Origin of the sequence: Lysinibacillus sphaericus, assembly GCF_001629735.1 — a bacterium.
GTDB classification, from domain to species: Bacteria; Bacillota; Bacilli; order Bacillales_A; family Planococcaceae; genus Lysinibacillus; species Lysinibacillus pinottii.
The window spans coordinates 1,887,571-1,911,678 of sequence record NZ_CP015224.1 but is presented as its reverse complement, the minus strand read 5'-3'; the positions used below and the strand labels follow the sequence as shown (position 1 = coordinate 1,911,678).

The 24,108-nt window shown below is 35.3% G+C and carries 17 protein-coding genes; 12 read left to right on the top strand and 5 right to left on the bottom strand.

Translation table 11 applies throughout. The features are described 5' to 3' along the window. Positions 1-36: 36 nt before the first annotated feature. Genes moaC through A2J09_RS09290 form a run of 3 tightly spaced genes read right to left on the bottom strand, consistent with a single transcriptional unit; the run spans position 37 to position 1,593 of the window. Positions 37-519 (bottom strand): cyclic pyranopterin monophosphate synthase MoaC, encoded by a 483-nt coding sequence (gene moaC / locus A2J09_RS09300; protein WP_012294884.1) that lies wholly within the window; start codon positions 517-519, stop codon positions 37-39. Next, entirely contained in the window at positions 512-1,102 is a 591-nt protein-coding gene (locus A2J09_RS09295) for a molybdenum cofactor guanylyltransferase (RefSeq protein ID WP_012294883.1), read from the bottom strand. Before A2J09_RS09295 ends, moaC begins: the two co-directional genes overlap by 8 nt. Continuing rightward, on the bottom strand, positions 1,099-1,593 hold the full coding sequence (locus A2J09_RS09290) for a MogA/MoaB family molybdenum cofactor biosynthesis protein (protein WP_031416173.1): 495 nt from the start codon (positions 1,591-1,593) through the stop codon (positions 1,099-1,101). Before A2J09_RS09290 ends, A2J09_RS09295 begins: the two co-directional genes overlap by 4 nt. A 175-nt stretch (positions 1,594-1,768) precedes the next feature. Between A2J09_RS09290 and A2J09_RS09285 the strand changes: the two genes are divergently transcribed. From A2J09_RS09285 to moaD, 5 genes are read left to right on the top strand one after another with little or no spacing between them, the layout of a single operon-like run. Beyond that, positions 1,769-2,785 (top strand): thiazole biosynthesis adenylyltransferase ThiF, encoded by a 1,017-nt coding sequence (locus A2J09_RS09285; protein ID WP_036162808.1) that lies wholly within the window; start codon positions 1,769-1,771, stop codon positions 2,783-2,785. Positions 2,786-2,801: 16 nt separating this feature from the next. After that, positions 2,802-4,088 carry a molybdopterin molybdotransferase MoeA gene (gene glp, locus A2J09_RS09280; protein WP_269204008.1) on the top strand — a complete coding sequence of 429 codons (1,287 nt, stop codon included), beginning with the start codon at positions 2,802-2,804 and terminating at the stop codon, positions 4,086-4,088. Then, complete coding sequence (mobB, locus tag A2J09_RS09275; protein ID WP_012294879.1) at positions 4,052-4,576, top strand: molybdopterin-guanine dinucleotide biosynthesis protein B; 525 nt, start codon at positions 4,052-4,054, stop codon at positions 4,574-4,576. Before glp ends, mobB begins: the two co-directional genes overlap by 37 nt. Next, positions 4,573-5,052 (top strand): molybdenum cofactor biosynthesis protein MoaE, encoded by a 480-nt coding sequence (locus A2J09_RS09270; protein WP_012294878.1) that lies wholly within the window; start codon positions 4,573-4,575, stop codon positions 5,050-5,052. The genes mobB and A2J09_RS09270 overlap by 4 nt, the downstream gene beginning before the upstream one ends. Continuing rightward, positions 5,045-5,278, top strand: a complete 234-nt coding sequence (gene moaD / locus A2J09_RS09265) for a molybdopterin converting factor subunit 1 (protein ID WP_012294877.1) — start codon at positions 5,045-5,047, stop codon at positions 5,276-5,278. Before A2J09_RS09270 ends, moaD begins: the two co-directional genes overlap by 8 nt. 37 nt (positions 5,279-5,315) lie before the next feature. Here the strand turns inward: moaD and modB are convergent, their stop codons facing one another. Further along, complete coding sequence (modB, locus tag A2J09_RS09260; RefSeq protein WP_012294876.1) at positions 5,316-5,972, bottom strand: molybdate ABC transporter permease subunit; 657 nt, start codon at positions 5,970-5,972, stop codon at positions 5,316-5,318. 3 nt (positions 5,973-5,975) lie between these two features. Continuing rightward, positions 5,976-6,758 carry a molybdate ABC transporter substrate-binding protein gene (gene modA, locus A2J09_RS09255; protein WP_036161998.1) on the bottom strand — a complete coding sequence of 261 codons (783 nt, stop codon included), beginning with the start codon at positions 6,756-6,758 and terminating at the stop codon, positions 5,976-5,978. 158 nt (positions 6,759-6,916) lie between these two features. Here modA and A2J09_RS09250 point away from each other — a divergent pair, with 158 nt between their 5' ends. The 7 genes from A2J09_RS09250 (at position 6,917) to A2J09_RS09225 (ending at position 24,101) form a co-directional block, all read left to right on the top strand. Beyond that, positions 6,917-7,837, top strand: a complete 921-nt coding sequence (locus tag A2J09_RS09250) for a substrate-binding domain-containing protein (protein WP_036161993.1) — start codon at positions 6,917-6,919, stop codon at positions 7,835-7,837. 776 nt (positions 7,838-8,613) lie between these two features. Further along, complete coding sequence (locus A2J09_RS24205; RefSeq protein WP_012294873.1) at positions 8,614-9,345, top strand: hypothetical protein; 732 nt, start codon at positions 8,614-8,616, stop codon at positions 9,343-9,345. Between the two features lie 801 nt (positions 9,346-10,146). Continuing rightward, positions 10,147-10,284 carry a hypothetical protein gene (locus A2J09_RS24200; protein WP_227256877.1) on the top strand — a complete coding sequence of 46 codons (138 nt, stop codon included), beginning with the start codon at positions 10,147-10,149 and terminating at the stop codon, positions 10,282-10,284. A gap of 568 nt (positions 10,285-10,852) precedes the next feature. Then, positions 10,853-11,575 (top strand): 4'-phosphopantetheinyl transferase family protein, encoded by a 723-nt coding sequence (locus A2J09_RS09240; RefSeq protein ID WP_063389785.1) that lies wholly within the window; start codon positions 10,853-10,855, stop codon positions 11,573-11,575. Continuing rightward, positions 11,568-18,965 (top strand): condensation domain-containing protein, encoded by a 7,398-nt coding sequence (locus A2J09_RS09235; RefSeq protein ID WP_012294870.1) that lies wholly within the window; start codon positions 11,568-11,570, stop codon positions 18,963-18,965. The genes A2J09_RS09240 and A2J09_RS09235 overlap by 8 nt, the downstream gene beginning before the upstream one ends. Beyond that, positions 18,962-20,275 (top strand): MFS transporter, encoded by a 1,314-nt coding sequence (locus A2J09_RS09230; RefSeq protein WP_036161991.1) that lies wholly within the window; start codon positions 18,962-18,964, stop codon positions 20,273-20,275. Before A2J09_RS09235 ends, A2J09_RS09230 begins: the two co-directional genes overlap by 4 nt. After that, positions 20,253-24,101, top strand: a complete 3,849-nt coding sequence (locus tag A2J09_RS09225) for a beta-ketoacyl synthase N-terminal-like domain-containing protein (protein WP_227256876.1) — start codon at positions 20,253-20,255, stop codon at positions 24,099-24,101. The genes A2J09_RS09230 and A2J09_RS09225 overlap by 23 nt, the downstream gene beginning before the upstream one ends. Positions 24,102-24,108 lie beyond the last annotated feature (7 nt).

Below are 24,108 nucleotides of genomic sequence, written 5' to 3'. Positions count from 1 at the left end.
CAGAAAAAAATCGGCAAGATGCCGAATTTTTTCTGTTTATTTATGCGTAAAGGTACCGCTTTTGCCGCCTGTTTTTTCTACAAGATAGGTTTCTTTAATGACCATCGTTTTATCAACCGCCTTACACATGTCATAAAAGGTGAGGGCAGCAATGGAGACAGCTGTAAGGGCCTCCATTTCGACACCCGTTTTTCCATTGCATTTGACAGTAGCTTGAATGTGTAGCGCATAACCATTATCGATTTTCTCATAGTCAAATTGCAGATCTGTGCCCTGTAGCATAATAGGGTGGCACATAGGGATGATATCAGCTGTTTTTTTAGCGCCCATAATCCCTGCGATTTGAGCGACTTGTGTAGGATCACCTTTCTTTATACCACCTTGTTGGATGGCCTGATAGACCTCGTTGGATAATGTAATGGTACTGCGTGCTATGGCTGTACGTGTTGTTATTTCTTTTTCAGAAATGTCGACCATTTTAGGACGACCTGCTTCGTTCCAGTGGGAAAAATTATTCATTGTTAGACTCCTTTGTCACTGTTTGTAGCCAATCATGTTGAGCGTTGATATTAATAAATGTTGGACAGTTCTCCTTAAAAGGAACATAACATACACGAAGTTGATCTAAAAGCACTTTCATACTCCGTTTGCTTTGTTCCGTCAATTGTTTCGCCATGGGTAATGCCGTGTGGCGATATAGGGCCGCTAATGGCTGATAGTGTAAATTTTGTTTAGGAACAATCGCATCATAAGAATCATTTATATAGCCTAGCAGCTCTTCAATAAACGCTGCGTTCATATAGGGCATATCACTGGCGACGACAAAAAACCATTCAATGTCAGGAAAAGACGCTAGAATTTGATGAAGGGCAAAAAGTGGCCCTTGATGCGGCTGCTGTTCAATGATCCATTGCACATTCTCAGATGCAAACCTAGGTTGCAGGCTAGCGTTTGTAGCAATCACCAAAGGATTTAATTGATTTTCTTGGAGGGCATTGAGGCTGTGCTTATATAAGGGTAGTCCTGCAAACGTCTCAAACATTTTCGGTTGACCATATCGAGAGGATTGACCACCAGCTAAGACAACACCAGCAACTTTCATAGGCGATTCAATTCTCCAACGAAATGTTGTATGGTTGGTAAAATAAGCTTGGTCATGGCCAATGTCACAGCGTTAGTAGAACCTGGTAAAACATAGATAGCTGTTTGATGGCGACTACCTGCTGTGGCACGACTAAACATAGCTTTGGGGCCAATTTCCTCATAGCTTAACGTTCGAAATAATTCTCCGAACCCCATCATTTCTTTTTCAAAAAGAGGCAAAATGGTGTCGTAGGTTTGGTCTCTTGGTGTAAAACCAGTTCCACCAGTGACGATAATAGCATTGATGTTGGCATGATTACACCATGTATGAATATGTTCTGAGATATCGAGCGGTTCATCCCTTGTTATTTGGTAGTCCACTACTTCAAAAGTAGCCTCCAAAAGTAAAGAATGAATGCGCTGACCAGCTAAATCCTCTGCCTTTGTCCGTGTATCACTCACGGTTAAAATGGCAGCATGGATGGGTTGTTGAAGATGTGTAGGATGCAAGGTAGAACGACCTCCTTTTCTTGCGTTATGGGAGTTTTTTAATAAAAAATGCTCCATTCATGAAGTGAAGAATGAGCACGAAATAGAAAAAAATTTCTAAGTAAGTTTCACTTTATTATAATGCTATCAATGAAAAGGTCAAACGAAAATTCATAGAAAGAAAGGCAAAATGCTCATGAATAATAGATATTCGAGACAACAATTATTTAGCCCTATTGGACAAGCGGGGCAGCAGGCAATGAAACAAAAGCATGTCCTAATCGTAGGGGTTGGTGCCTTGGGCAGTGCTAGCGCAGAAGCACTCGTGCGGGCAGGTGTTGGAAAATTGACGCTGATTGATCGAGATTATGTGGAATGGAGTAATTTGCAAAGACAGCAATTATATACTGAGCAAGACGCACAAGAGAAATTGCCAAAAGTGATCGCAGCCAAAAATCGACTACAACAAATTAACACAGAGGTCGCCATTCATGTCGCCATTATGGAAGCCTGCACAGAATCATTGCTACCGTTGCTAGACGATATAGATGTCATCGTAGACGCCACTGATAATTTTGATGTCCGCTTTCTGATGAACGATCTTGCACAACAGCATCGTATTCCATGGGTGTACGGCTCTTGTGTGAGTAGTTATGGGGCTACCTATACGATTGTGCCAGGGAAAACACCATGTTTACGCTGTTTGCTGAAGGTCATGCCTCAAACAGGGATGACCTGTGATACAGTAGGAATTATTAGTCCTCCTGTCCAAATAGTAGCGGCATATCAAGTAGCAGAGGTGTTAAAATTGCTAGTTGGCGATGACAAGGCCTTACGAAAAAGCTATTTGACGTTTGATGTTTGGCAAAATCAACATTATGAAATCAACGTAGATAAAATACGTCAGGATGATTGTCCAACCTGTGGTCACCACCCTACATATCCATCTTTAGCTTATGAAAATCAAACAAAACTAGAGGTGCTTTGTGGTCGTGATGCTGTACAAATCCGACCGCCAAATCCGACTCACTATAATTTAGAGCAGTTGGCAGACCAACTTCGTCCCTATGGGGATATTCACATGAATCCCTATTTGCTTTCTTGCCAAACAGAAGAATATCGCATTGTCATTTTTCAGGATGGGCGCGTAGTGATTCATGGAATTCAGGAGATACAAAAAGCAAAAACCATTTACTATCGTTTATTAGGATAAAGGAGTGTGCTAAATGTTGGAAAAGAGACAACCAATTCCAGTGTCGGAAGCTGTACATCGTGTAATGGAATATGCTTTTCAAGCCAAAAAGGAGTTTGTGCCATTATCGCAAGCATATGGTCGCTTTATTGCGGAGGATATTGTCGCCGATCATGATGTACCAGCCTTTGATCGATCCCCTTATGATGGCTATGCTATTCGTTCTATTGATAGTCAGGAAGCGTCCTCAGCACAGCCAGTCATATTTCAAGTCGTTGGAGAAATTGGAGCAGGCTTTGTTTACGAGGACGTAGTCGGATATCGGCAAGCCGTACGCATTATGACGGGTGCGCCAATACCAAAAGGTTGCGATGCAGTTGTAATGCTAGAATTAACCCAAACATTTGAAGAAAATCAGCAAACATGTATGTCGATTAAACGGGCGTATGTAGCTGGCACTAATATTTCCTATAAAGGTGAAGATGTGCAGCAACATACTGTTCTCGTTGAAAGAGGACAATATATTAACCCCGGCATTATGGCATTACTAGCTACATTTGGCTATGCGCAAGTGCCTGTATATCGTAAATTGGTGGTGGGTGTCATTGCTACTGGCAGTGAGTTACTAGAGCCAGAGGAATCTTTACAGCCAGGAAAAATTCGAAATAGCAATGCTTATATGATTATGGCACAAATCGAACGAACAGGTGCAGAGGTTCGATACTTTGGCAAATTTAGCGATGATCTTGATTTATGTATTCATATTGTTGAAAAAGCATTACAGGAAGTCGATATTTTATTGACAACGGGAGGCGTTTCCGTTGGAGACTATGATTACTTACCAGCTATCTACAAAGCTATTGACGCAAAGGTATTATTTAATAAAGTGGCGATGCGTCCAGGGAGTGTGACAACGGTTGCTGCTCGTGATAATCAATTATTATTTGGACTTTCTGGTAATCCTTCAGCATGCTATGTTGGTTTTGAGCTATTTGTACGTCCCATTATTCGCACAGCATTTGGCAATCAACAACCGCATGTCCGCAGAGAGCAGGCTATTTTAGGGGCAGATTTTACAAAGCCCAATCCATTTACTCGCTTTGTAAGAGCTCTAGTATACTATGAAAATGGTCAACTAATGGCTGTACCATCTGGTTTTGATAAATCGAGCGCTGTTTCTTCATTAGCGTCAGCTAATGCTTTTATCGTCTTACCTGGTGGCTCTCGTGGCTATGAAAAAAACATGCAAGTAGCAGTTTTATTGCTAGAAGATTTGCAAGGAAGTGAGTGGCCTTGGAACAACATCGAAAAATCATACAGATAGTTGGCTATCAAAATAGCGGAAAAACGACTTTAATGGAGCAATTGATCACGCACGCGACGAAAGAAGGGCTACGTGTAGGGACCATTAAACACCATGGGCATGGTGGGGCGCCGGTAGAAAATCTTTCAAAGGATAGTAATCGACACGAACAGGCAGGTGCCCGTGTTTCAGCAGTGGAGGGGGGCGGAACATTACGTTTAAGTATTCACCAACATAGCTGGCGGCTTGCGGATATACTTACGATTTATGCTACCCTTTCAATGGATATTATTTTGATTGAGGGATATAAGAGAGAACATTACCCAAAAGTCGTGTTACTACGAACAGCACAGGACCGTGTGTTACTACAACAAATTTCTAATATCCTTTGTGTCATATATTGGCCAAGCTATCCAATTGATCAGAATTTACCGAGCCCAGCCTTTTCTATTTATGAAGATACAGAATATATGGAGTTTTTGTTGAATGAAATGAGGGGAAAACTATGACGACAGCAATGTTTGAAATTATTGATAAGCCGATTGATGTGGAAGAAGTAAGGCACAAGGTACTAAGTCGAAACGCTGGTGCGATAACGCTATTCATCGGAACTGTACGTGAAATCACCCAAGGGAAGAAAACATTGTATTTGGAATATCAAGCATACCCGGCTATGGCAATTAAAATGTTTGAGCAAACTGCACAAGAACTAAAACAGCTATGGCCGGAAGCAGAAATAGCGATTACACATCGTGTAGGGCGATTGGATATTACAGATATTGCCGTAGTCATTGCCGTATCATCCCCACATCGAAAAGTAGCCTATTTGGCAAATGAATATGCAATTGACCGCATTAAGCAGATTGTGCCTATTTGGAAAAAAGAACATTGGGAAGATGGTACGCAATGGATGGGAGATCAATTAGAAAATGTCCCATATCCTGAAGGAAAACCAGCGATAGATGAGGAGGGAAATTGTGATTAACATCTTATTATTCGCTCATTTACAAGAAGTGGTTGGTGCGTCACAGCTATCAGTAGATCTGTCAAATGTGACAGTTGCTCAAGTGAAAGAGTGGATGGAACAGCACTATCCTCAATTGACATTACAGCAGATGATGACAGCCATTAATGAGGAATTTGCAACGGATACTACCATTGTTAAATCGGGCGACACAATCGCCTTTATTCCACCTATTAGTGGGGGATGACGAAAAAGAGGCAGCTAGTTTAAACTAGCTACCTCTTTTATACTTTTAGGACATGAATGCTAAGAAGCATCAGAAATGAAATAGTGATCATGCACAAGACCCATGTCCAGGCAAGGGTCATGTTCCCCGAATCGATGGCCATATAAATCGCTAAAGGGGTTGTTTGTGTTTTCCCTGGAATATTACCCGCAAACATCAGCGTAGCCCCAAACTCACCTAATGCACGAGTAAAGCTCAATATTGCTCCCGAAACAAGAGCCTTTAGTGCCAATGGAATGGAAACGAACATAAAGACTTGCCATTCGTTAGCCCCATCTACACGTGCTGCATGTTCGATATCTCGATCAATCGAGGCAAAGCCCGTTTTGGCGGATTGATACATTAATGGAAAGGCAACAATGGTTGAGGCGATGACGGCGGCCCACCAAGTAAACATGACAGGCTGATCAAAAAGCCAGATAATCAGATTCCCTAATATACTATTCTTCCCAAATAGAACGATAAGCAGGAAACCTACTACAGTCGGAGGTAATACTAGGGGCATTAGCAATAACGTTTCCAGTAATAGCTTCCCCTTAAAGTGATGTGTCGCCATCCATTTACCCATTAAAATTCCTGTCAATATAGCAATGATACCCGCAACAAAGGCAATTTCTATCGAAAGCCTAAGAGGAGACCAAAAATCGGTACCCATCCTTTATTGTGCTCCTTTAAACCCATACTTTTTAAAGACATCCATCGCCTCATCGCTTTGTAAGAAGTGATAAAAATCTTCAGCCTCTTGTACATACTTACTATTTTTTATGACTCCAACCGGATAGATAATCGGCGTGTGTGTACGTTCATCTGCAGTTGCAACAACTTCGACCTTAGTAGATACAAGAGCATCTGTTTTATAAACAATTCCTGCATCTACATTTTCTGTTTCACTATAAGTAAGGACTTGACGTACATCTTTTGTATACACTATCTTGGACTCAAGTGACTCCCATAGTTGGCTATTTTTTAACGTTTCCACCCCATATTGTCCAGCAGGGACTGTTTCAGGTGTACCAAGTGCAATTTTCCCTGCTTGTTTTAAATCTTCAAAGGATTGGATTTGTTTTTCATTATTTTTTGGAACAATTAATACTAATTCATTTGCTAAAAGATCCATCCCCAATTTTGGATCAATAATCTCGTTTTTTACAAGAGCATCGAATTTATCCTCGGCTGCCGAAAAGAAAAGATCTGCAGGGGCCCCTTGTAAAATTTGTTGCTGCAATGCACCAGAACCACCAAAGTTATAGAGGATTTTAATGGTATTGTGTTCTTTTTCATAAGTTGTTTTTAGTTCTTCTAAGGCATCTTGTAAACTAGCAGCCGCAGAAATGGTTAATTCAATCGGCTCATTTACGTGCGGATCTTTATCTTCATTACCACAAGCAGCTAATAGGCCAACTAGAAGCATGGATGCAAAGAAACGATAAAATTTTTTCACTTCGTTTTTCTCCTTTTATAACTCGTTATAACAAGACATAACTAATTATAATAAGTTATAAGTGAAAAAGAAACCTGGAATTGGTAGAAAATTTCAAGATGTTCACATGTAAACAAATAAGTTACCATGTAAGAAGAGGCTTATAGGAGGAGAAAGAGATGTCACAAGAACAATCCTATACAATTGAAGAGGTTGCACAATTATTAAAGGTATCGAAATTAACGGTCTATGATTTAGTGAAAAAAGGGGATTTGCCCGTTTTCCGAGTAGGACGCCAAATGCGGGTGGACCGTACTGATTTACAAGGCTATATACAAAAACGGAAGACAGGTACCACTCCTGCTATGTCACCCGTGGCTATTTCACCTAAAAATCATTCAAAAATTATTATTAGTGGGCAAGATTTCGTGTTGGATTTAATGGCAAAATATCTAGAGAAAAGGCAATTAATAAAAGTATTACGTTCACATGAGGGTAGTTTTAATGGGGTCATGGCGTTGTACCATGGAGACTGTGACATTGCGAGTTTACATATGTTTGATGGGGATACAGGGGATTACAATACACCTTATGTAAAAAAGATTTTTGTGAGCCTTCCTTTTGTTCTCATCAATGTGATATCACGTAGGGCGGGTTTCTATGTTCAAAAGGGTAATCCGTTACAGATCCATTCATTTGAGGATTTTCAAACAAAGTCATTTACATTCATCAATCGTGAGAAAGGCTCAGGTACACGCACCTTATTAGATGAACAATTGCGTATTCATCACATAGCTCCGTCTACAATTAATGGGTATGACAAAGAAGAGATGAGCCATCTCGATGTCGCATCAGCTGTAGCAAATGGGCATGCAGATGTTGGGATAGGGATTGAGAAAACCGCCAAACTTGTCAACGTTGATTTTATTCCTGTTATGAGAGAGCGCTATGATATTGTGCTATTAAAAACACCTGACAATCAACGGTTAATTGAAGCGGTAAAGGGAATTTTGACATCAACAGACTTCCAATCCGAAGTGATCGCATTAGGAGATTATGATGTCTCCCAAATGGGACAGGTTATCTATGAAACACTGTAATTCAAATTGTATTTCTAAAATAAAAGGATTTATAATTTTTGGAAATTTTATGGTTGTGGTGTTATCTAAACATTGCAGAACATCTATGAAATTTTGAATGTAGAATTGGTGAGATGGATAATTTAGTAGGTAAAACAACTGCTAAGATATTAGCCCGCCATCAAATAGTTTGCGTAATAACGCGCAACTATTTGATGGCGGGCCTTTTTTCGTTTATAAAAAGGAGTTGGATAACGTGACATGGACAGTATTACACATTATTGGTAGTATTGCCTACGCTATTAGCGGCGCATTTGTTCCTTACAGGCCAAGTATTCTTTTATACTTTTTATAAATATCGCAACTTTATTTTAAATCTACACTTCCCAAACTTTTCGATCACCTAGCATATGTTTTATTCCTCAAAATCGATCTTTAAATATCCTATATATTTACAAATAAGTTTAACAATGGTACTATTTAATTGGTTATATTAACCATGTAAATATTTTACAACAAAATGAAGCAGAAATATAAAGATTAGGGGGGTGAGACAAGAGTGTTAGATTTCGTGAGTTCTACATTAAACTTCTGGATTATTATTAATTTGAGATTGAGGAAAGGAGGGTAAATAAACCGTACGTAATTAATTAGTGCATACTAATTAATTATAAAATTTTTAATCTTTAGAAAATTATTCGAGGGATGATTGTTTCACAAATTTTAGATGGAACAGATTTGATTTATAACAAAGTACAATTTTCAAATTAAATTAAATTAAAAGGGGATTGGGATGTATGAAAAAACATATTATAACGTTTATTGTTGGTGCAGTATTATTAGGATATACTATTCCAGGTAATATTACTTTCGCTAATGAAAATGATACTATTCAAGTTACACAAAATACTTTAGTATTAGAAAATATACAACAAAATGATAGGATAGATTTTACAGATTTTGATTTAGAAAAAGAAATCGACTCTTTGCCATCTGTACATGAAATGACAGTGGAAGAAAAGAAATTATTTGACGAATTAGTGAACGAGGAAGTAGGAAAACATGGACAAGCTAATCCTGAACTGTACAAGCAAGTATTAACAGATTTTTTCGATGAATCTTCAGGTCATGCAGGAGATTTAAATTATGCGGCTAATGTTCTTGAAAATAAGACGCTAATAAATAATGACATTTCAACAATGGGTTGGGACTGGATTCCAGATATTAAAATTGGCACTAATTTAGCAGGCTCTATTTTAAATGTGGCGATTGGTGTTGCTGTTGGTGGTGGAGTTGGTGCAATTCAAGGTTTTATTGTCGCTAAAGGTAAAAAAGAGGCACAAAGAATCTTCACTAAGACAGTTACAAGTAAACTTACAGAGTGGGGAGCTCCTAAGCTTGCTATTTTTGTAGGTGCAGCAGTAGCCATCGCTTTAGACTATAGTGATATAGGGGCTAAAATCGCAGAATATTTAGATAGTAAAGACTCTAAACCTAATAATGGTTGGATTGAGATTTATGAGTTTTAAATAGGAGGTAGATTCTGACGAGAACGTTAGTAATCCTTTTCTGGGTATTTATATACATTTATTTCATGAATAAAATAGGTGTTGAAAAAGATATTTTTTACTTAATTTATTCATTAATTATCGTTTTTAGCGGTATAATAATTATATATAAATTATTCACCCCAAAAGACAATACCAAAATGTAAAGAGTAACAGTATTCAGTATCCCCTTTTAAGTAGTAAATGTTTAAAAACTACAGTACGCTGTAGATAACATTCTACCGAAAGGGGATATTTCTATACCTTGAAAAAGTAATTTGTATTCTAAATAGAAGTGGTACAAGTTTATGTATTTCGCAAACTAACTATGAACCACTAATAATGGCTATTTTCTATCTATTCCTTCGTCACTTTCACGATAAGCCCTTGAAATTTACCCAACATAATCTTCAGCATTTTCATACCTTTCTCGATTGTTAGAATTATTTGGATCCAGTAGAATAGCAGGTCTTTCTTCTGTTGGATATTTTATTGGTTTCAAACTCTTCTGCATGGTAAAGCACAATACTTTCAATTCTTTTTACTCATTTCCTCACACTATTTATGTTCCACATTGGCAAACTGTGGGTGCTTATTTGGAATAAAAATAGTTGTTGTTATTTGTGAGAAAACAACTCGTCTATCATTTTTAATCAATCTCTATTCAAAACTAAATTTATACGCTTTAAAATGGATGACAATTGAATAGAAAAATAAAATGTTATCAAGCGTTTTTATATTCTCTTATTCTAGCTTCCACGTTTTACCGGTGTTGGTGGTGGCATGATCCGAAATTTGTTAGCAGGTAGAACGTTGCTCGTGCTAAGAGAAGAAATCCATGCTGTTTTGACATTTTTTTGTGGGCTTTCCATCTGGGTAGGGTGGAAAGCCCGCTTGAATTGTCAGCTATTGTTATCTTGATTGTGGTCCTCCGATGTTATTTGTGAATAATAAATGGAAGCTTCCTTGGACATTTTTGCATGAGCCTAAATTTTCTTGTGGCTTTAAATGAAAGAATGGTTTGCTGCATCTAGTACAAATGGTTTTAAGAAGGGAGGTGTAAACGTTTAATTTATGATGTTGTTTTTCATCATCAAGGATACTTCTCTGCTGGAGTTGGATTGGTAATTGATTTTAGTCATCGAACATTCGAATATTTGTCCAATAAACAAACATGCTTATCACTTTCAACATAGTACAATTTTGTTTTAAAAGGAATTCTATATGAGTAGAATCCTTTTTTTTTGTGATTTTTTAGAGTTTTAACATGACTCTATGGAAATACTCGTAGACTAAGAGTAATGAATGGTAAATATAACTGAATTGGTATTTTTTATAAATTATGGTAGGTTATTTATTGACTATTTATTCCATGGTGTTTAATATTATAAATGGAAAATAGGTTTATTTTTTCAAGTTAATATCCTTTAATGTAATTTAAAGGGATTTATACTCTGAGGTTATAAAGAAAATTTTGGGGGCGTGATATGTGATAGAAATTTGTTTAATTAAAGTACCTGTACATATTTCAAATTATTCTGAACTAATGAATTTTGTATGTACAAAAAAAGCAAGAAGAATAGAAGCTTACTTAAATAAAATAGATGCATATAGGTCCTTACTATCCGAATTGTTGATGAAATATTTATTGATGAAGCATTTGAAATGTCATCCTTCCGACATAAATATCCAAACGAATACATATGGGAAGCCATATTGTATCAATGGAGATTATGAATTTAACATCTCTCATTCAGGTGAATGGGTTATAGGTGTCATTGGCAATTGTGATGTAGGAATTGATATTGAAGAAATGAAAGATAATTACGAAGATGAAATAATTAAAAATTATTTTTCGAGTATAGAATACACTTCGTACAATCAAACACCAACTGAAATGAAAAAAGAACGTTTTTATGACTTATGGACTTTGAAGGAAGCTTTTGTGAAAAATATTGGACTAGGTTTAAGCATTCCTTTAGATTCTTTCTCCATCGAGACTAGTCATAATGAAATTTCAATTGTACAAGATATTAGTCCGTATCCTTATTATTTCAAGCAATATAACTTGGTTACTGGTTATAAAATTTCCGTATGTAGTAAAATGAATGAATTTCCATCAGAGCAACAACTAAAGATAAAAGAGTTTTCGGCCTTAGAAAAAATTTTTTTGAATAATCTAATATTAGAGGAGGATAAATATTATGAGTAAATTAATACCTCAAGTTTTAAATCTTCTTAAAAATAAGGAACTAACAAAAGACGCAGCGAAGCAAATCATTGAATCGGTGAATGAAATTAAAAGTGAGTCTAAACCGAAAGTTGATAAAAAAATTGCCATAATCGGCATTTCTGCAGAATTACCCGGTGCTAAAAATTTTGATGAATTTTGGAATGTTTTAAGCAATGAACAGGACAAAATAACAGAATTAAGTGATAGTAGGAGATCGTTGTGTGAGGGATTCCTTGTTAATAATATGGAAAAACTTAAAATTTCAAAAGAGAAGCCGTTTTGGGATGCAGCGTGGCTAGATGAAGTTGATAAATTTGATGCTGGATTTTTTAATATTTCAGCTGCTGAAGCAAAAGTAATGGATCCACAACAGCGTAGATTTCTTCAAATCGCATACCAATGTTTTGAAGATGCTGGTTACGCAGGGAGTCGAATAAAAAATTCAAATACGGGTGTTTACATTTCAGCAGCTATGACCAATTACTCTGAAGGATTGGCTGAATTCACACCATTAAGTGTTCCAGGAAATATTCCTGCTTTTACGGCCTCAAGAATTTCTTATATTTTTAATTTAAAAGGACCGTCTTATGTCGTGAATGCTACCTGTGCCTCCTCCATGTTGGCAATTCATGAAGCCTGTGTGGGTTTAATGAATAATGATTGTGAAACGGCATTAGTCGGCGGTGTTAATATTTTCCCTTATCCAATAAATAGTGAAAAACTGTTTATGAATGCTGCGGGTATTATGTCTGAGCAACAAAAGTGTAAACCTTTTGACGACTCAGCTAGTGGGATTGGAAGAGGAGAAGGGGCAGTAGCCCTGTTATTAAAACCTTTAGATCAAGCAATAGAAGATAATGATAATATCCACGCTGTTATAATTGCCTCTAAGGTAAATAATGATGGGACTTCAGCGGGTATTACGGCGCCAAATCCTAAAGCACATGCAGATTTATTAGCTGAAACATGGGATTTAGCGGGCATTAAGCCTGAGCAAATTGACTACATTGAAGCGCATGGCACAGGTACTCATTTAGGTGATCCTATTGAAATAAAAGGCATTCAAGAAGCAGTTGAACGAAGTAATAACGATAAACAATTTTTACCAATTGGTTCTGTGAAGGGTAATATTGGCCATTTACTTGATGGAGCTGCAGGTTTATCGGGTGTAATCAAAGCACTACATGTAATAAAAAAGGGAATAGTTCCACCTACAATAAATTTAGTTGAACCAAATACACATATTGATTTTGTAAATTCTCCAGTTTTTATTCCGACAGTACCATTTAATATTAAAGAGAATAAAAAAGAAAACGAACCTATTATAGCTGGTGTAAGTTGCTTTGGCTTTAATGGTACGAATGTTCATTTACTATTAGAGGGAGCTCCAACGAAGGCTGAAATTCATAAGAAAGATCATAAAAGAAAAGCATATGTCATTCCTTTTTCAGCAAAATCTGAATTATCTTTGCGAGGTACTATTGAACATTTCTCTAATTTATCTGGGGATACGATTAATCTAAGTAATTTAGCATATACGATGTGTACAGGTAGGGAGCATCATGAAATAAGATTAGCTATTATAGCTGAGACAATGGACGATCTAATAGGTGCCTGTAAAAATTTAGTCAATCTTGATATGACTAATTGGGAAAAAATTATTGATATGACAACCGATGACGATAACACTATCAAGAAATTAGCAGAAAATTTTATTACAGGTGAAAAATGTAGTTGGCATAAACAATTTCAGGATGAGAATAATCATAAAATTTCTTTACCTACATACTACTTTGATGAAAAATCTTATTGGTTACAGAGTGATGCTAGCGTAAAAGCTATAGAGGTAAAAGGAAAAACAGCTCTTGAAGAAATCATTAGTTTAGCAGAAATAATCTTAGAAACTGAGAATATTAAGCAAACGGATAGTTTTATTTCTGTAGGTGGAAACTCTCTTTCAGGACTACAATTTATTACCCGTTTGAAAAAACAATTTAATAGAAACTTTGTCTTAGATGATGTATTTCTTACATTTGAACAACTAAGTAAACAAGTAAACAATGATCATTCAGAATCGACAGAAGTCATACCTCAAATTAGTGTAGAAAACCATGAATTTCCATTATCATATGGTCAAAACAGATTGAGCATTATAGAACAATTAACAGACCAAAAAATGGTTTACAATACTCCGTTTATTTTTAAAGTTAACGGGTTAGTTGACATTGAGAGGTTACGCCAAACATTTGATGTACTTTCACAAAGACATGAATCTTTAAGAACAGTATTTGTAAAGCATGAGGATGGAAATAAACAGAAAATACTGCAAAAACCAAACTATTTATTTGAATACAAAGATTTTAGTATAGAAGATAACGCAGAAGCAAAAGCAATGGATCAACTAAATCGTTGGAAAGAAACTCCGTATGATTTAGAAGCGGGACCACTTTTAAGAGTATTTGTGTATAAAACAGAAAAAAATAAAAGTCTGTTTGCTTTAATGATGCACCATATTATTGTAGATGGCTGGTCATTATCACTATTATCGGATGAACTTTTCACTTTGTACAATAGTAGTAATAATGAAGCCTTGCCGGAAATAGAAAATACGTATGTAGATTTTGCTGCATGGCAACGTGAAAATATAGAGGGTGGTAGGTTTAAACAACATGAAGATTACTGGCTTGAAACATTAAGAGGAAGTCTACCTATTACAGAAATAACGGGCGATAAATTAAGACCAAGCACTTTCCGATATACTGGAAGGCTTAAAAGATTTGATATTAGTGCTAGCTTAGCAGATAAATTAAGAGCTTTTGCAAATACAAATGAAAGTACATTATACATGGTTTTAGTGTCGAGTGTATTTAAACTTATTAATCAGATGACTGGTGATACAGATATGGTAATCGGTACACCGGTATCTGGAAGAGTAAATGAAGAACTAGAAAAAATCATTGGTTTATTTACGAATACTATCCCATTAAGGGTTAATTATGAAGAACATGATAATTTCCTTACTTTACTAAGAAATGTTAAGACCATGTTATTGGATAGCTTTAAACATCAAGAATATCCTTTCGATTTATTAGTGGAGAAATTAGATTTACCTCGGGATACTAGTCGTTCTCCTTTATTTAATATAAACGTGGCACTTCAAAACTTTAAATTTAAAAATACGACATCAGCTTTTGATGAAGCAGAATTAACACCTATTCTTTCTGAACACAAAACGAGTAAATGGGATCTTGAATTCGAATTTGTTGAATTACCAAATGGAGAGCTATTCTGTAATCTTGAGTACTACGACGGTGTCTATTCATCAAGATTTATTGATTCATTAATTGAAACGTATTTAAAAATACTAGATATGATTTTACATGAGCATGAATTAACTAATATTGATGTAGAAAAAAGTAAAAGTGCTATAAATGGTCAATTTGTCGAGGATGGCAAAAACTTTTTAACTACTATATTAATGATGGCAGAAAAGGACCCACAAAAAACAGCATTGGAAGATAGCGCAGGTTCATTAACATATCAAGAGTTAGTAGATAGAAGTAAATCAATAGCAGAAAAATTGTTGAACAGCAACAGTGAAGTTAAAAATGCTGTCATTATTTCTGACAATAATAGAACGGCTATTTTAGGTATTTTATCTTGTTTAATGAGTAATGTCACATTTATACCTGTATCACCTAAAAACCCAAGAGCTAGAATTGAATCTATTATCAAACAAAGTCAAGCTAACTTTATTATTTCGGAAAAGAAATTCTATTCCTTATGTAATAGGCTGTTATTTGAAAATATGAATATTCAAACGGTTATGGTGTTAGGAGAAACAGATTTAGATCAGTGTGCTGTTGTAGATTCAAGTGATTTAATGAACGAATCATTGTGGAACTATTTTGCAGAAGGACAGAAAACAGAAATAGAGGCTAGTGGTTGGAATAGTAGTTATACAGGTGAAGCTTTCAGTGCCTTAGAAATGCAGGAATATGCGGAAAACGCAGTAAACAAAATCAGAAAGTACCTACCTCAAGATTCAAATGTATTAGAGCTTGGCTGTGGCTCAGGTTTGACAACATTTGCACTTGCTCCATATACAAAAACGTATACAGCTATGGATTTATCTTCCTCTATTATCGAGAGGAATAAACAGATTGCTCAGAAATCTAACTTTAGCAATATTAAATTTGACATTTCGAAGGCTCATGCCTTTAAGAAGTTTGAAACAGCATTAGATGCAGTTGTCATTAATAGTGTTATTCATTGTTTCCCAAGCTATGGCTATTTAAAGGTAGTCCTTAAAAAAGCTATTGACTCTTTAAAAGAGGGCGGAATAATTTTCTTGGGGGATTTATTAAATATTGATAAAAAAGATAAATTTGTTTCTTCTTTACAAGCATTTAAAGAAGAAAATATGGATAAAAATACTAAATTAGATTGGGATACAGATTTATTTATTAATGAAGAAATTTTAAAAGAGCTTCTCAGTGATGTAGGAGCAGATATACAAATTGAATGTTCTGAGAAGACATACACTGTAAGCAATGAACTCAATCAATATAGATTTGATGCTGTGATCATTGTTAAAGATAAGGGCGAAAAATATAAACGAAGCAGCTCTAAAAATATGCTAAGTGAAGGTATTCATCTAGATGAGCATGTGGAAATTGAGTTAAATTCTTTTGCTAAAACTTCCCCTGCATATATTCTCTTTACATCTGGAAGTACTGGAAAACCAAAAGGTGTAGTTGTTTCAGGTAAAAATCTTAATAATTATTTAAACTGGGCTACTGCATACTATTCACCTACTGGAACATCGCTAGATATGCCATTTTTCACTTCCATATCTGTCGATTTAACGATTACTTCAATGTTTATTCCATTGATAACGGGCGGAAAAATCATTTGCTGTGAAGGGGAAATTGATCAGGCTTTTGAAAGTGTAGCCAAGATAAAAGAAACCATAACGATAAAGGGTACACCTAAACAGATCCAATATTTAGTTGAGGATGAGAGATTTGCACCAAATGTAGAATGCTTCATCCTAGGGGGAGAAGCTTTAGATATAACTTTATGTAAAACGTTGAGAGATCGATTCCCTCATGCTCGTATCATTAATGAATATGGGCCAACTGAGGCAACTGTTGGAACGATTTATCATGAAGTAACAGAGGAAGATTTACACTCAGATTATAGTCATGCGCCAATCGGATTACCGATTCATAACACGTCTGTTTACATTTTGAATAATCAGAATCAGCTAGTCCCTTCATACGGGGTTGGAGAAATCGTATTAAGTGGTGAGAGTGTTGCCCTAGGCTATTTGGGAGAGCCTAATTTAACTAGAAATAAGTTTATAGCTAACCATATTAATCATTTACAAGCAGGATATTTATATAAGACAGGGGATTTAGGACAAGTATTGCCGAACGGTAAAATTGTTTGTTATGGACGGAAAGATAATATGGTTAAAATTCGCGGCCACAGAGTGGAACTGGAAGAAATCGAAAGATATTTGCGAGAAATTCCAAGTATTAAAGATGCCGTAGTTAAACTATATAAAAATGAAGATGGTGAACAGCTTTGTGCTTACTTAGTCAGTCAACAAGATATTAATCAAAGGGATATTGAAAAACATCTTTTACGATATTTACCAGAATCATTAATTCCAACATATTACCAAAAAATAGAACAAATTCCAATGTCTAATAGTGGAAAAGTAGATAGACTTTCACTGCCAAGTCCTGAATTATACGACGATAGAAAAGTTCAGACAGATGATATTAGTAGTTTGACAGAGATTGAAAGAGAATTGCTGTCCATACTAAAAGGAATTTTAAGTGACCGTCAATTTAACATTGATTCTGATTTCTTTAAAATTGGAGGGGACTCCATCAAGGCATTAAAGTTTATCTCAAAGGCAAAGGAAAAAAATATTAATTTGAAAATTGACCATATCTTTAATTGTAGAAGTATTCGAAAAATAGCTATGAACACTACTAAAGAAATGGACACTCAAAAAGAATGGCAGGAATTAAGTTCTAAGGAGATTCCACTTGCTCCAATGCAAAGATGGTTCTTCCAACAAACATTTAAACATGCCCACTATTGGAACTTATTAATGTCAGTAGAGCTGCCTGAGAAAGTGGATGTAGCTGCTTTAGAAAAGTCTTTCCAATCAATTATTTCGGTTAATGAGAGCTTGATGACATGGTTCGATGTGAATGAGAGCAAACCAAAGGCTTTTGTTGAACCAAGCTTAGTAAACACATTTAAGCTCATTGTGAAGGATCTAAAATTAACTCCTCCGGGTAGGCTAAAAGAGGAAATTGAGAACATTCAATTCCAATTACAAAATAACTTTAATTTTGGAAAGGTATTACCAATAGGAGCAGTAGTGTTCCTAACAGCTAAGAAGCCTATTTTGACATTCTTTATTCATCATCTAGTTGTTGATGGGGTTTCATGGAGGGTTTTATTAGAGGAATTAGAAAATAATTATTTAGCTATAGTAAATGGTGAAGATAAAATCAGCTTCCCTATGACGCAGTTTTCTGATTGGATAGGAGAATTGTATAACAAAGAATTACACACGAATCATTCATATTGGGAAAATATAGATGTGAAAAATGTACATCCATTATGCATGCAGCCTGTCAGAAAAGATTATTTATTTAAGGATCGATATCATGTAACCAAAACTCTGAGTGAGGAAAGTACAAAGCAATTTTTACATGCTAGAGAACATTCAGAAATTTATAAACCTGATGTTCTTATTGCAGTAACATTTGCTCAAGCGTTTAGTCAACTATTCGGTCAACAAGATGTGTTATTTAACTTTGAAGGGCATGGACGAGATAGTCGCCAATCAGCGTTAGATCTTAGTAGAACAATAGGTTGGTTTACTACGATGTATCCACTACAGGTGACAATTAGTACGCTAGAAGAAATGCTTTACACAGTTGGACAATCATTGAGCGAAATAGGCAGTGGATTGGACTTTATGATAGCAAGATGGATCAAAGAAAATAACAACATTACGCATATTCAACCATCCATATTGGTCAATTATTTAGGAGATTTTGATAACGATATTAGTACTTCTACAAATAGTAAAAATGGAGGGAACGGGGTGCTACAATACTCCTCAAATCTTCCTCAGGCTCCTGCTATTCATCCTGATAATGAGCTTTCTAATATTTTGGAAATAAACATCTTTATTTTGGATGGAAAACTTAATCTAAGCTTAGAGGTAGATACACAAGTGATTAGTAATGAAAAAGCTCAACTCCTCTTATCAAAATTTGAAGAAGCTTTGGTTGAATGTAGTGGAAATGCAAAGGAGCCCCAAAATACATGATAACTTCTTTTAGCAAACCAACAAACAGAGGATTTACAATCTTTTTAATGGTTGTAGCTACTCACTTTATATCTTTATTAGGTTCTTCTGTTGCAAGGTTTGGACTTGGTGTCTGGGCTTACCAAAGTACAGGTCAAGTATCTAGTTTTGCGGTCGTTTTAGTTGCAGGATTTCTTCCGGCAATTGTGTTATCGCCTTTTATAGGAATATGGATAGATAGGAAAGGTCCTCGATTATTAATATTATTAGGAGATATTATTGGACTAATTATTTCTTCAATAATTTTCTCCTCCCTTTTATTAGGGAATATAAGTATGGTTCATGTAATTGCAGGTGCTATATCGCTTTCGATAGTGAGCTCAATGCAAACGCCAGCATTACAAACATTAGCACCTAATCTAGTGCCTAAAGAAATGTTATCAAGAGCAAATGGTGTATTTTCTATGGCATCATCGACTAGTGATGTTCTGGGTCCTGTAATTGGTGGAGTAATAATGGGGTTTGGAAGTATTGTTTATATCATTGGTGCAGAGCTAGTTACTTATTGTATTGCCATTCCTATTCTCTTAATACTTTGGACAAAATTAAGTGTAAAAGTGAACAATGACAATGAAGATAGCCATGAAAATAACTCCATTTTAGGTGATCTAAAATATGGTTTCAATTATTTAATCGAGCATAAATCTCTTCTAACTTTAGTGCTATTATTCACGGTTTTAAATTTTGCACTAGGGTTCAATCAAGTAGTTGGACAGCCATATATATTGAGCTTTGGAACTGTTGAACAATTTGGCTTACTAAGCTCTATATATGGAGGAGGAATGGTATTAGGTGGGGTACTAATGTCATTCATCAAGCTGAAGAAGCACATAATATGGTTAGTACTGATTTCAAATTTTGGTATTGGTGTATTTATAACGCTCACAGGGTTATTCAATAATATGCTACTCATTGCAGTTTTTTGGGGTGGTTTAGGGTTATTACTGCCAGTGGTTAATACAGGTACACTTACTTTAATTCAACTCCATACAGAACCCAAATTACTAGGAAGAGTTTTTTCAATTGCTAGAACATTCGCTTGGATTTCATTACCCCTCGCTTATATTATAGGAGGAATACTTGCTGATAAATTAGTTGCCTCAAACGTAAATATTATCCCTTATTTAGGTAGTGGAGAACGAGGAGTGTATGGGACGCTACTCTTACTAGCTGGAGGTTTAATTATATTAACTGTGGCAATTTTCGCTCAACTAAAATACATTAAAGAATTGGATAGGAGAGAAGAAAATGATGTACAGCACAATGTCTAAAAAAATATTAAGTTTAGTAGAAGAAAATAAATTGGATACAAATTTAGCATTAAATTTACTAGATGAAATAGAAAAAGAAACAAGTGAACCACTTGCAATTGTTGGTATGTCTTTAAGATTTCCTAATGTCTCAAATCTGGATGATTTATGGACAGGTCTCATAAATAAAAAGGATTTTGTGACTGAATTTTCGAAAGAGCGTTTTGAATTGATTGTTAATTCTAATCCTAAATTGCAAGAAATGTATAGCCATTTAAAAAATAATATAACGAATGATCCAAGATCGTATGGCTCGTGGCTATCTAGCATTGAACAGTTTGATCCTGAACAATTCGGATTGAATGAACATGAAGCTCAATTTATGGGACCAGCAGAGCGTCTGTTTTTACAGGTGGCATTAGAGTCCTTATACATGGCAGGTTACAAGGAAAATGATCTAAAGGATTCAAATACTGGCGTATTTATAGCACATACACCTCATCCTGCATTTGATTATTTAAATTTATTTGAAGAAAAAGATGAACGAGCTTTTATTTCAAACATACCTGCTAATCTGGGCTATCATTTATCATATGCATTTGATCTTAAAGGTCCAGTTATGACCATTAATACGAGTTGTTCCTCTTCTTTAGCTGCTGTTCATGTTGCTAAAAATGCGCTTAAGCAGGGGGATTGTAACTTAGCAGTAGTTGCGGGAGTGAATTTGAATTTATTTCCGTATTGGGAAGAGGAAGCACCTGATTATGTTGTAAGGAGCACAAAATATAGATGTTCACCATTCGATGAAAGTGCAGATGGGATTATCGGAGGTGAAGGGGTTGCTGCTATTGTTGTAAAGAGATTATCGGATGCTATAAAGGACAACAATCACATTCATGCTGTGTTAAAGGGTTCGAGTATTAGTAGTGATGGTGCATCAAATGGCATGCAAGTCCCTAATCCTGACGCTCAATCTAAAGCAATAATGGATGCTCTGGACGATGCAAAGTTATCATTTAATGATATTGATTTTGTTGAGGCGCATGGCGCAGGTACTCAAGTAGGTGATTTACTCGAAGTAGAGGGGCTTAAAAAGGCCTATCTACAAAAATCAACTAAGACAACGGAATGTCAATTAGGCTCAATTAAGTCGAATTTTGGCCATATGGGTGATGCAGCAGGTATTGCAGGATTAATAAAAGCTGTACTATCCATAGAGAAAAGAACAGTTCCAGGTCTTAATCATTTTGCAGCAGAAAATCCTAAAATAAACTTCAAAGAAACGCCGTTCAAAGTTAGCTCAGAAAATAAAACGTTTGATGAACATAAAATTTTAAGCGCAGGTGTAAATTCTATAGGCATAAGTGGTACGAATGTTCATGTCATACTAGAGGAGTATCGACACAATAAACAGGAGCAATTAACTGAAAAATTGACACCATTGTTTATTTCAAGTAAAACTCGTAGAGCGCTATGGGATCAAATAAAAACCTTAGCTATTCATCTTAAAAATAATGAAAATTACAGTATTCAAGATTTAGCCTATACATTCAATAATAGAAGAAGTCATGAGCAGTCTAGAGTATGTATTTTTGCAAGCAATTGTCATGAACTACTTCGAAAAGTCGAAAGATTATTAAATGTAAGAACATTTGAAAAGGTACCGAGTAATTTTTATACACAAGGTATATTTTTAGCTGATGAACATGAAACGAAAGTTGATAGTATTAAAAATTTAGATGAATTTACCGCTACATCTCCAGCAGATAAAGCACTTATTAAGCGATACCTAGAAGGTAACAATATTATGGAGGAGTGTCGCGAATTATTTAATAATGGGAAATTACTACCGTTACCAGTCAGTATTTTTAATACAAAAAGAATATGGCCATCTAGTAAAGAGACATTCCAAAATCAGACGAAAGAGCTGTTCTTTGAAAAGAAATGGCTACATTATCCACATGATAATGAGACTACACATGAAGCATTAAAAGAAGGAACGACTTGGCTATACTTTATGAATAAAGATGATGAAAATATCCTTGCACTAAAGAATAGAATGACTGCTTTAGGTATAAAAATAATTGAAGTACTTGAAGCAGATAAATTTGTGCAATATACATCTGAACAATATGGTATTGACATCAATTCTGAAAAAGATATGTATAAGTTGTTTGAACACATAGGTGTGGAAGAATTAAGAAATTTAAAAGGGATTATCCACTCTTACACATTTAAGCATTTAGATGAAACAATGGAATCAAAAGAAAATATGGAAAAATCCCAAGAAGAAGGTATTTTCTCACTATTCAATATAACAAAAATGTTATTAGAGTTTGAGGTTACACATCCAATTCAATTAAATGTCATATCATCATTAACGGAGCAAGTTAAGGACAATGAAAAAATAATTCCTGCTAGGGTAACAACCTTTGGCTTAGCGAAAGTTATCTCGCAGGAACAACCGACTATTTCATCCTACTCTATCGATCATGATTTGGACGGAAGCTCTCAAGACATTGCTTCCCAATTATTAAAAGAGTTACAACAAGATAAAGATCATAGACCAGAATTAGTGGCATTTAGACAATCAAAAAGATATACAAAAGTTATTGAAAGACAAAGCGATGACTTTAATGGCAATGAAATTATAGTAAGAGAGAATGGCAATTATGTTATTGCCGGTGGTACAGGATATTTAGGTGTTCAATTAGGAAAGTTTTTAAGTGAAAAGCAAAACGTCAATATCATTTTATTGGCTAGAAATTTATTACCAGACCGAATGGAATGGGAAAAAATTATTGAGAATAATCAAGAAAAAGATGACATGTTGATTTATAAGCTGACATCAATTATGGAAATTGAAAGTCGAGGTTCTACAGTTACAATCATGGAGTGTGATGTGACTGAGGAACACGCTGTTAAAGAAACATTTGCGAAAATTAGACAGGATTTCGGTGAAATCAATGGTGCGTTTATGTTGGTCAAACAACTTTACCATCTATGGATAAAAGAGTTAAAGCTTAGTCAATTCAAAAAAGGCATTCATAACAGAGTAATCGGCACCTATTTAGTAGAAAAAGAATTAAATCCAGAACCATTAGATTTCTTTATCCTATTTTCTTCAATCTCTTCTTTAATGGGGACGAAATCTGCAAGTGAATGCTGCGCTGTGAATCAATATTTAGACTCAATGGCTGGGTATTTGAATCAAAAGGGAATAAAAGGTAAAACGATGAACTTTACGTTAATACTAGATGATAAAAAAGATTTTGGAAGTGATACGGCCATACCTCCGATTGATTTTGTAGATTTCCAAAATTCATTGAACTTATTCTTCAATAAGGGCTATGAATGGAGTCTAATTTCACGTTTTGATTTAGAGCAAGTCCATTATCTTAAACCAGTCATTAAAATCCCATTTGGCGAGAGTTTCTGGAGCGAAGTAGAACACTTTAATCATTCAAAAAATAATCAAAACGAAAGTATTTCGATGGAAGAAGAAGTAGTGAAAAGTGAGTTTACACTATCTGAGATTGAAGCAAGTATACGTGAAATTTGGAAAACAGTTTTAGGCATTTCAACTATTAAAGAAATTGATAATTTCTTTAGTTTAGGAGGAAGCTCTTTAAGTGCTCTAAGATTTGTTCATTTATTTAAAAATAAATTCATTGGTTTAAAATTTGAAATCTCTGATTTATATAGCAATCCTACATTCCAAGACCAAATTGTATACTGTGATCATTTTTATAACGCAAAAGATGAATTAAGCGATATTCTAGATGCATTTGAAAGTGATGATATTTCATCAGAAGAGGCACTGTCTCTATTATTGAATAAGCATTGAGTTGAAA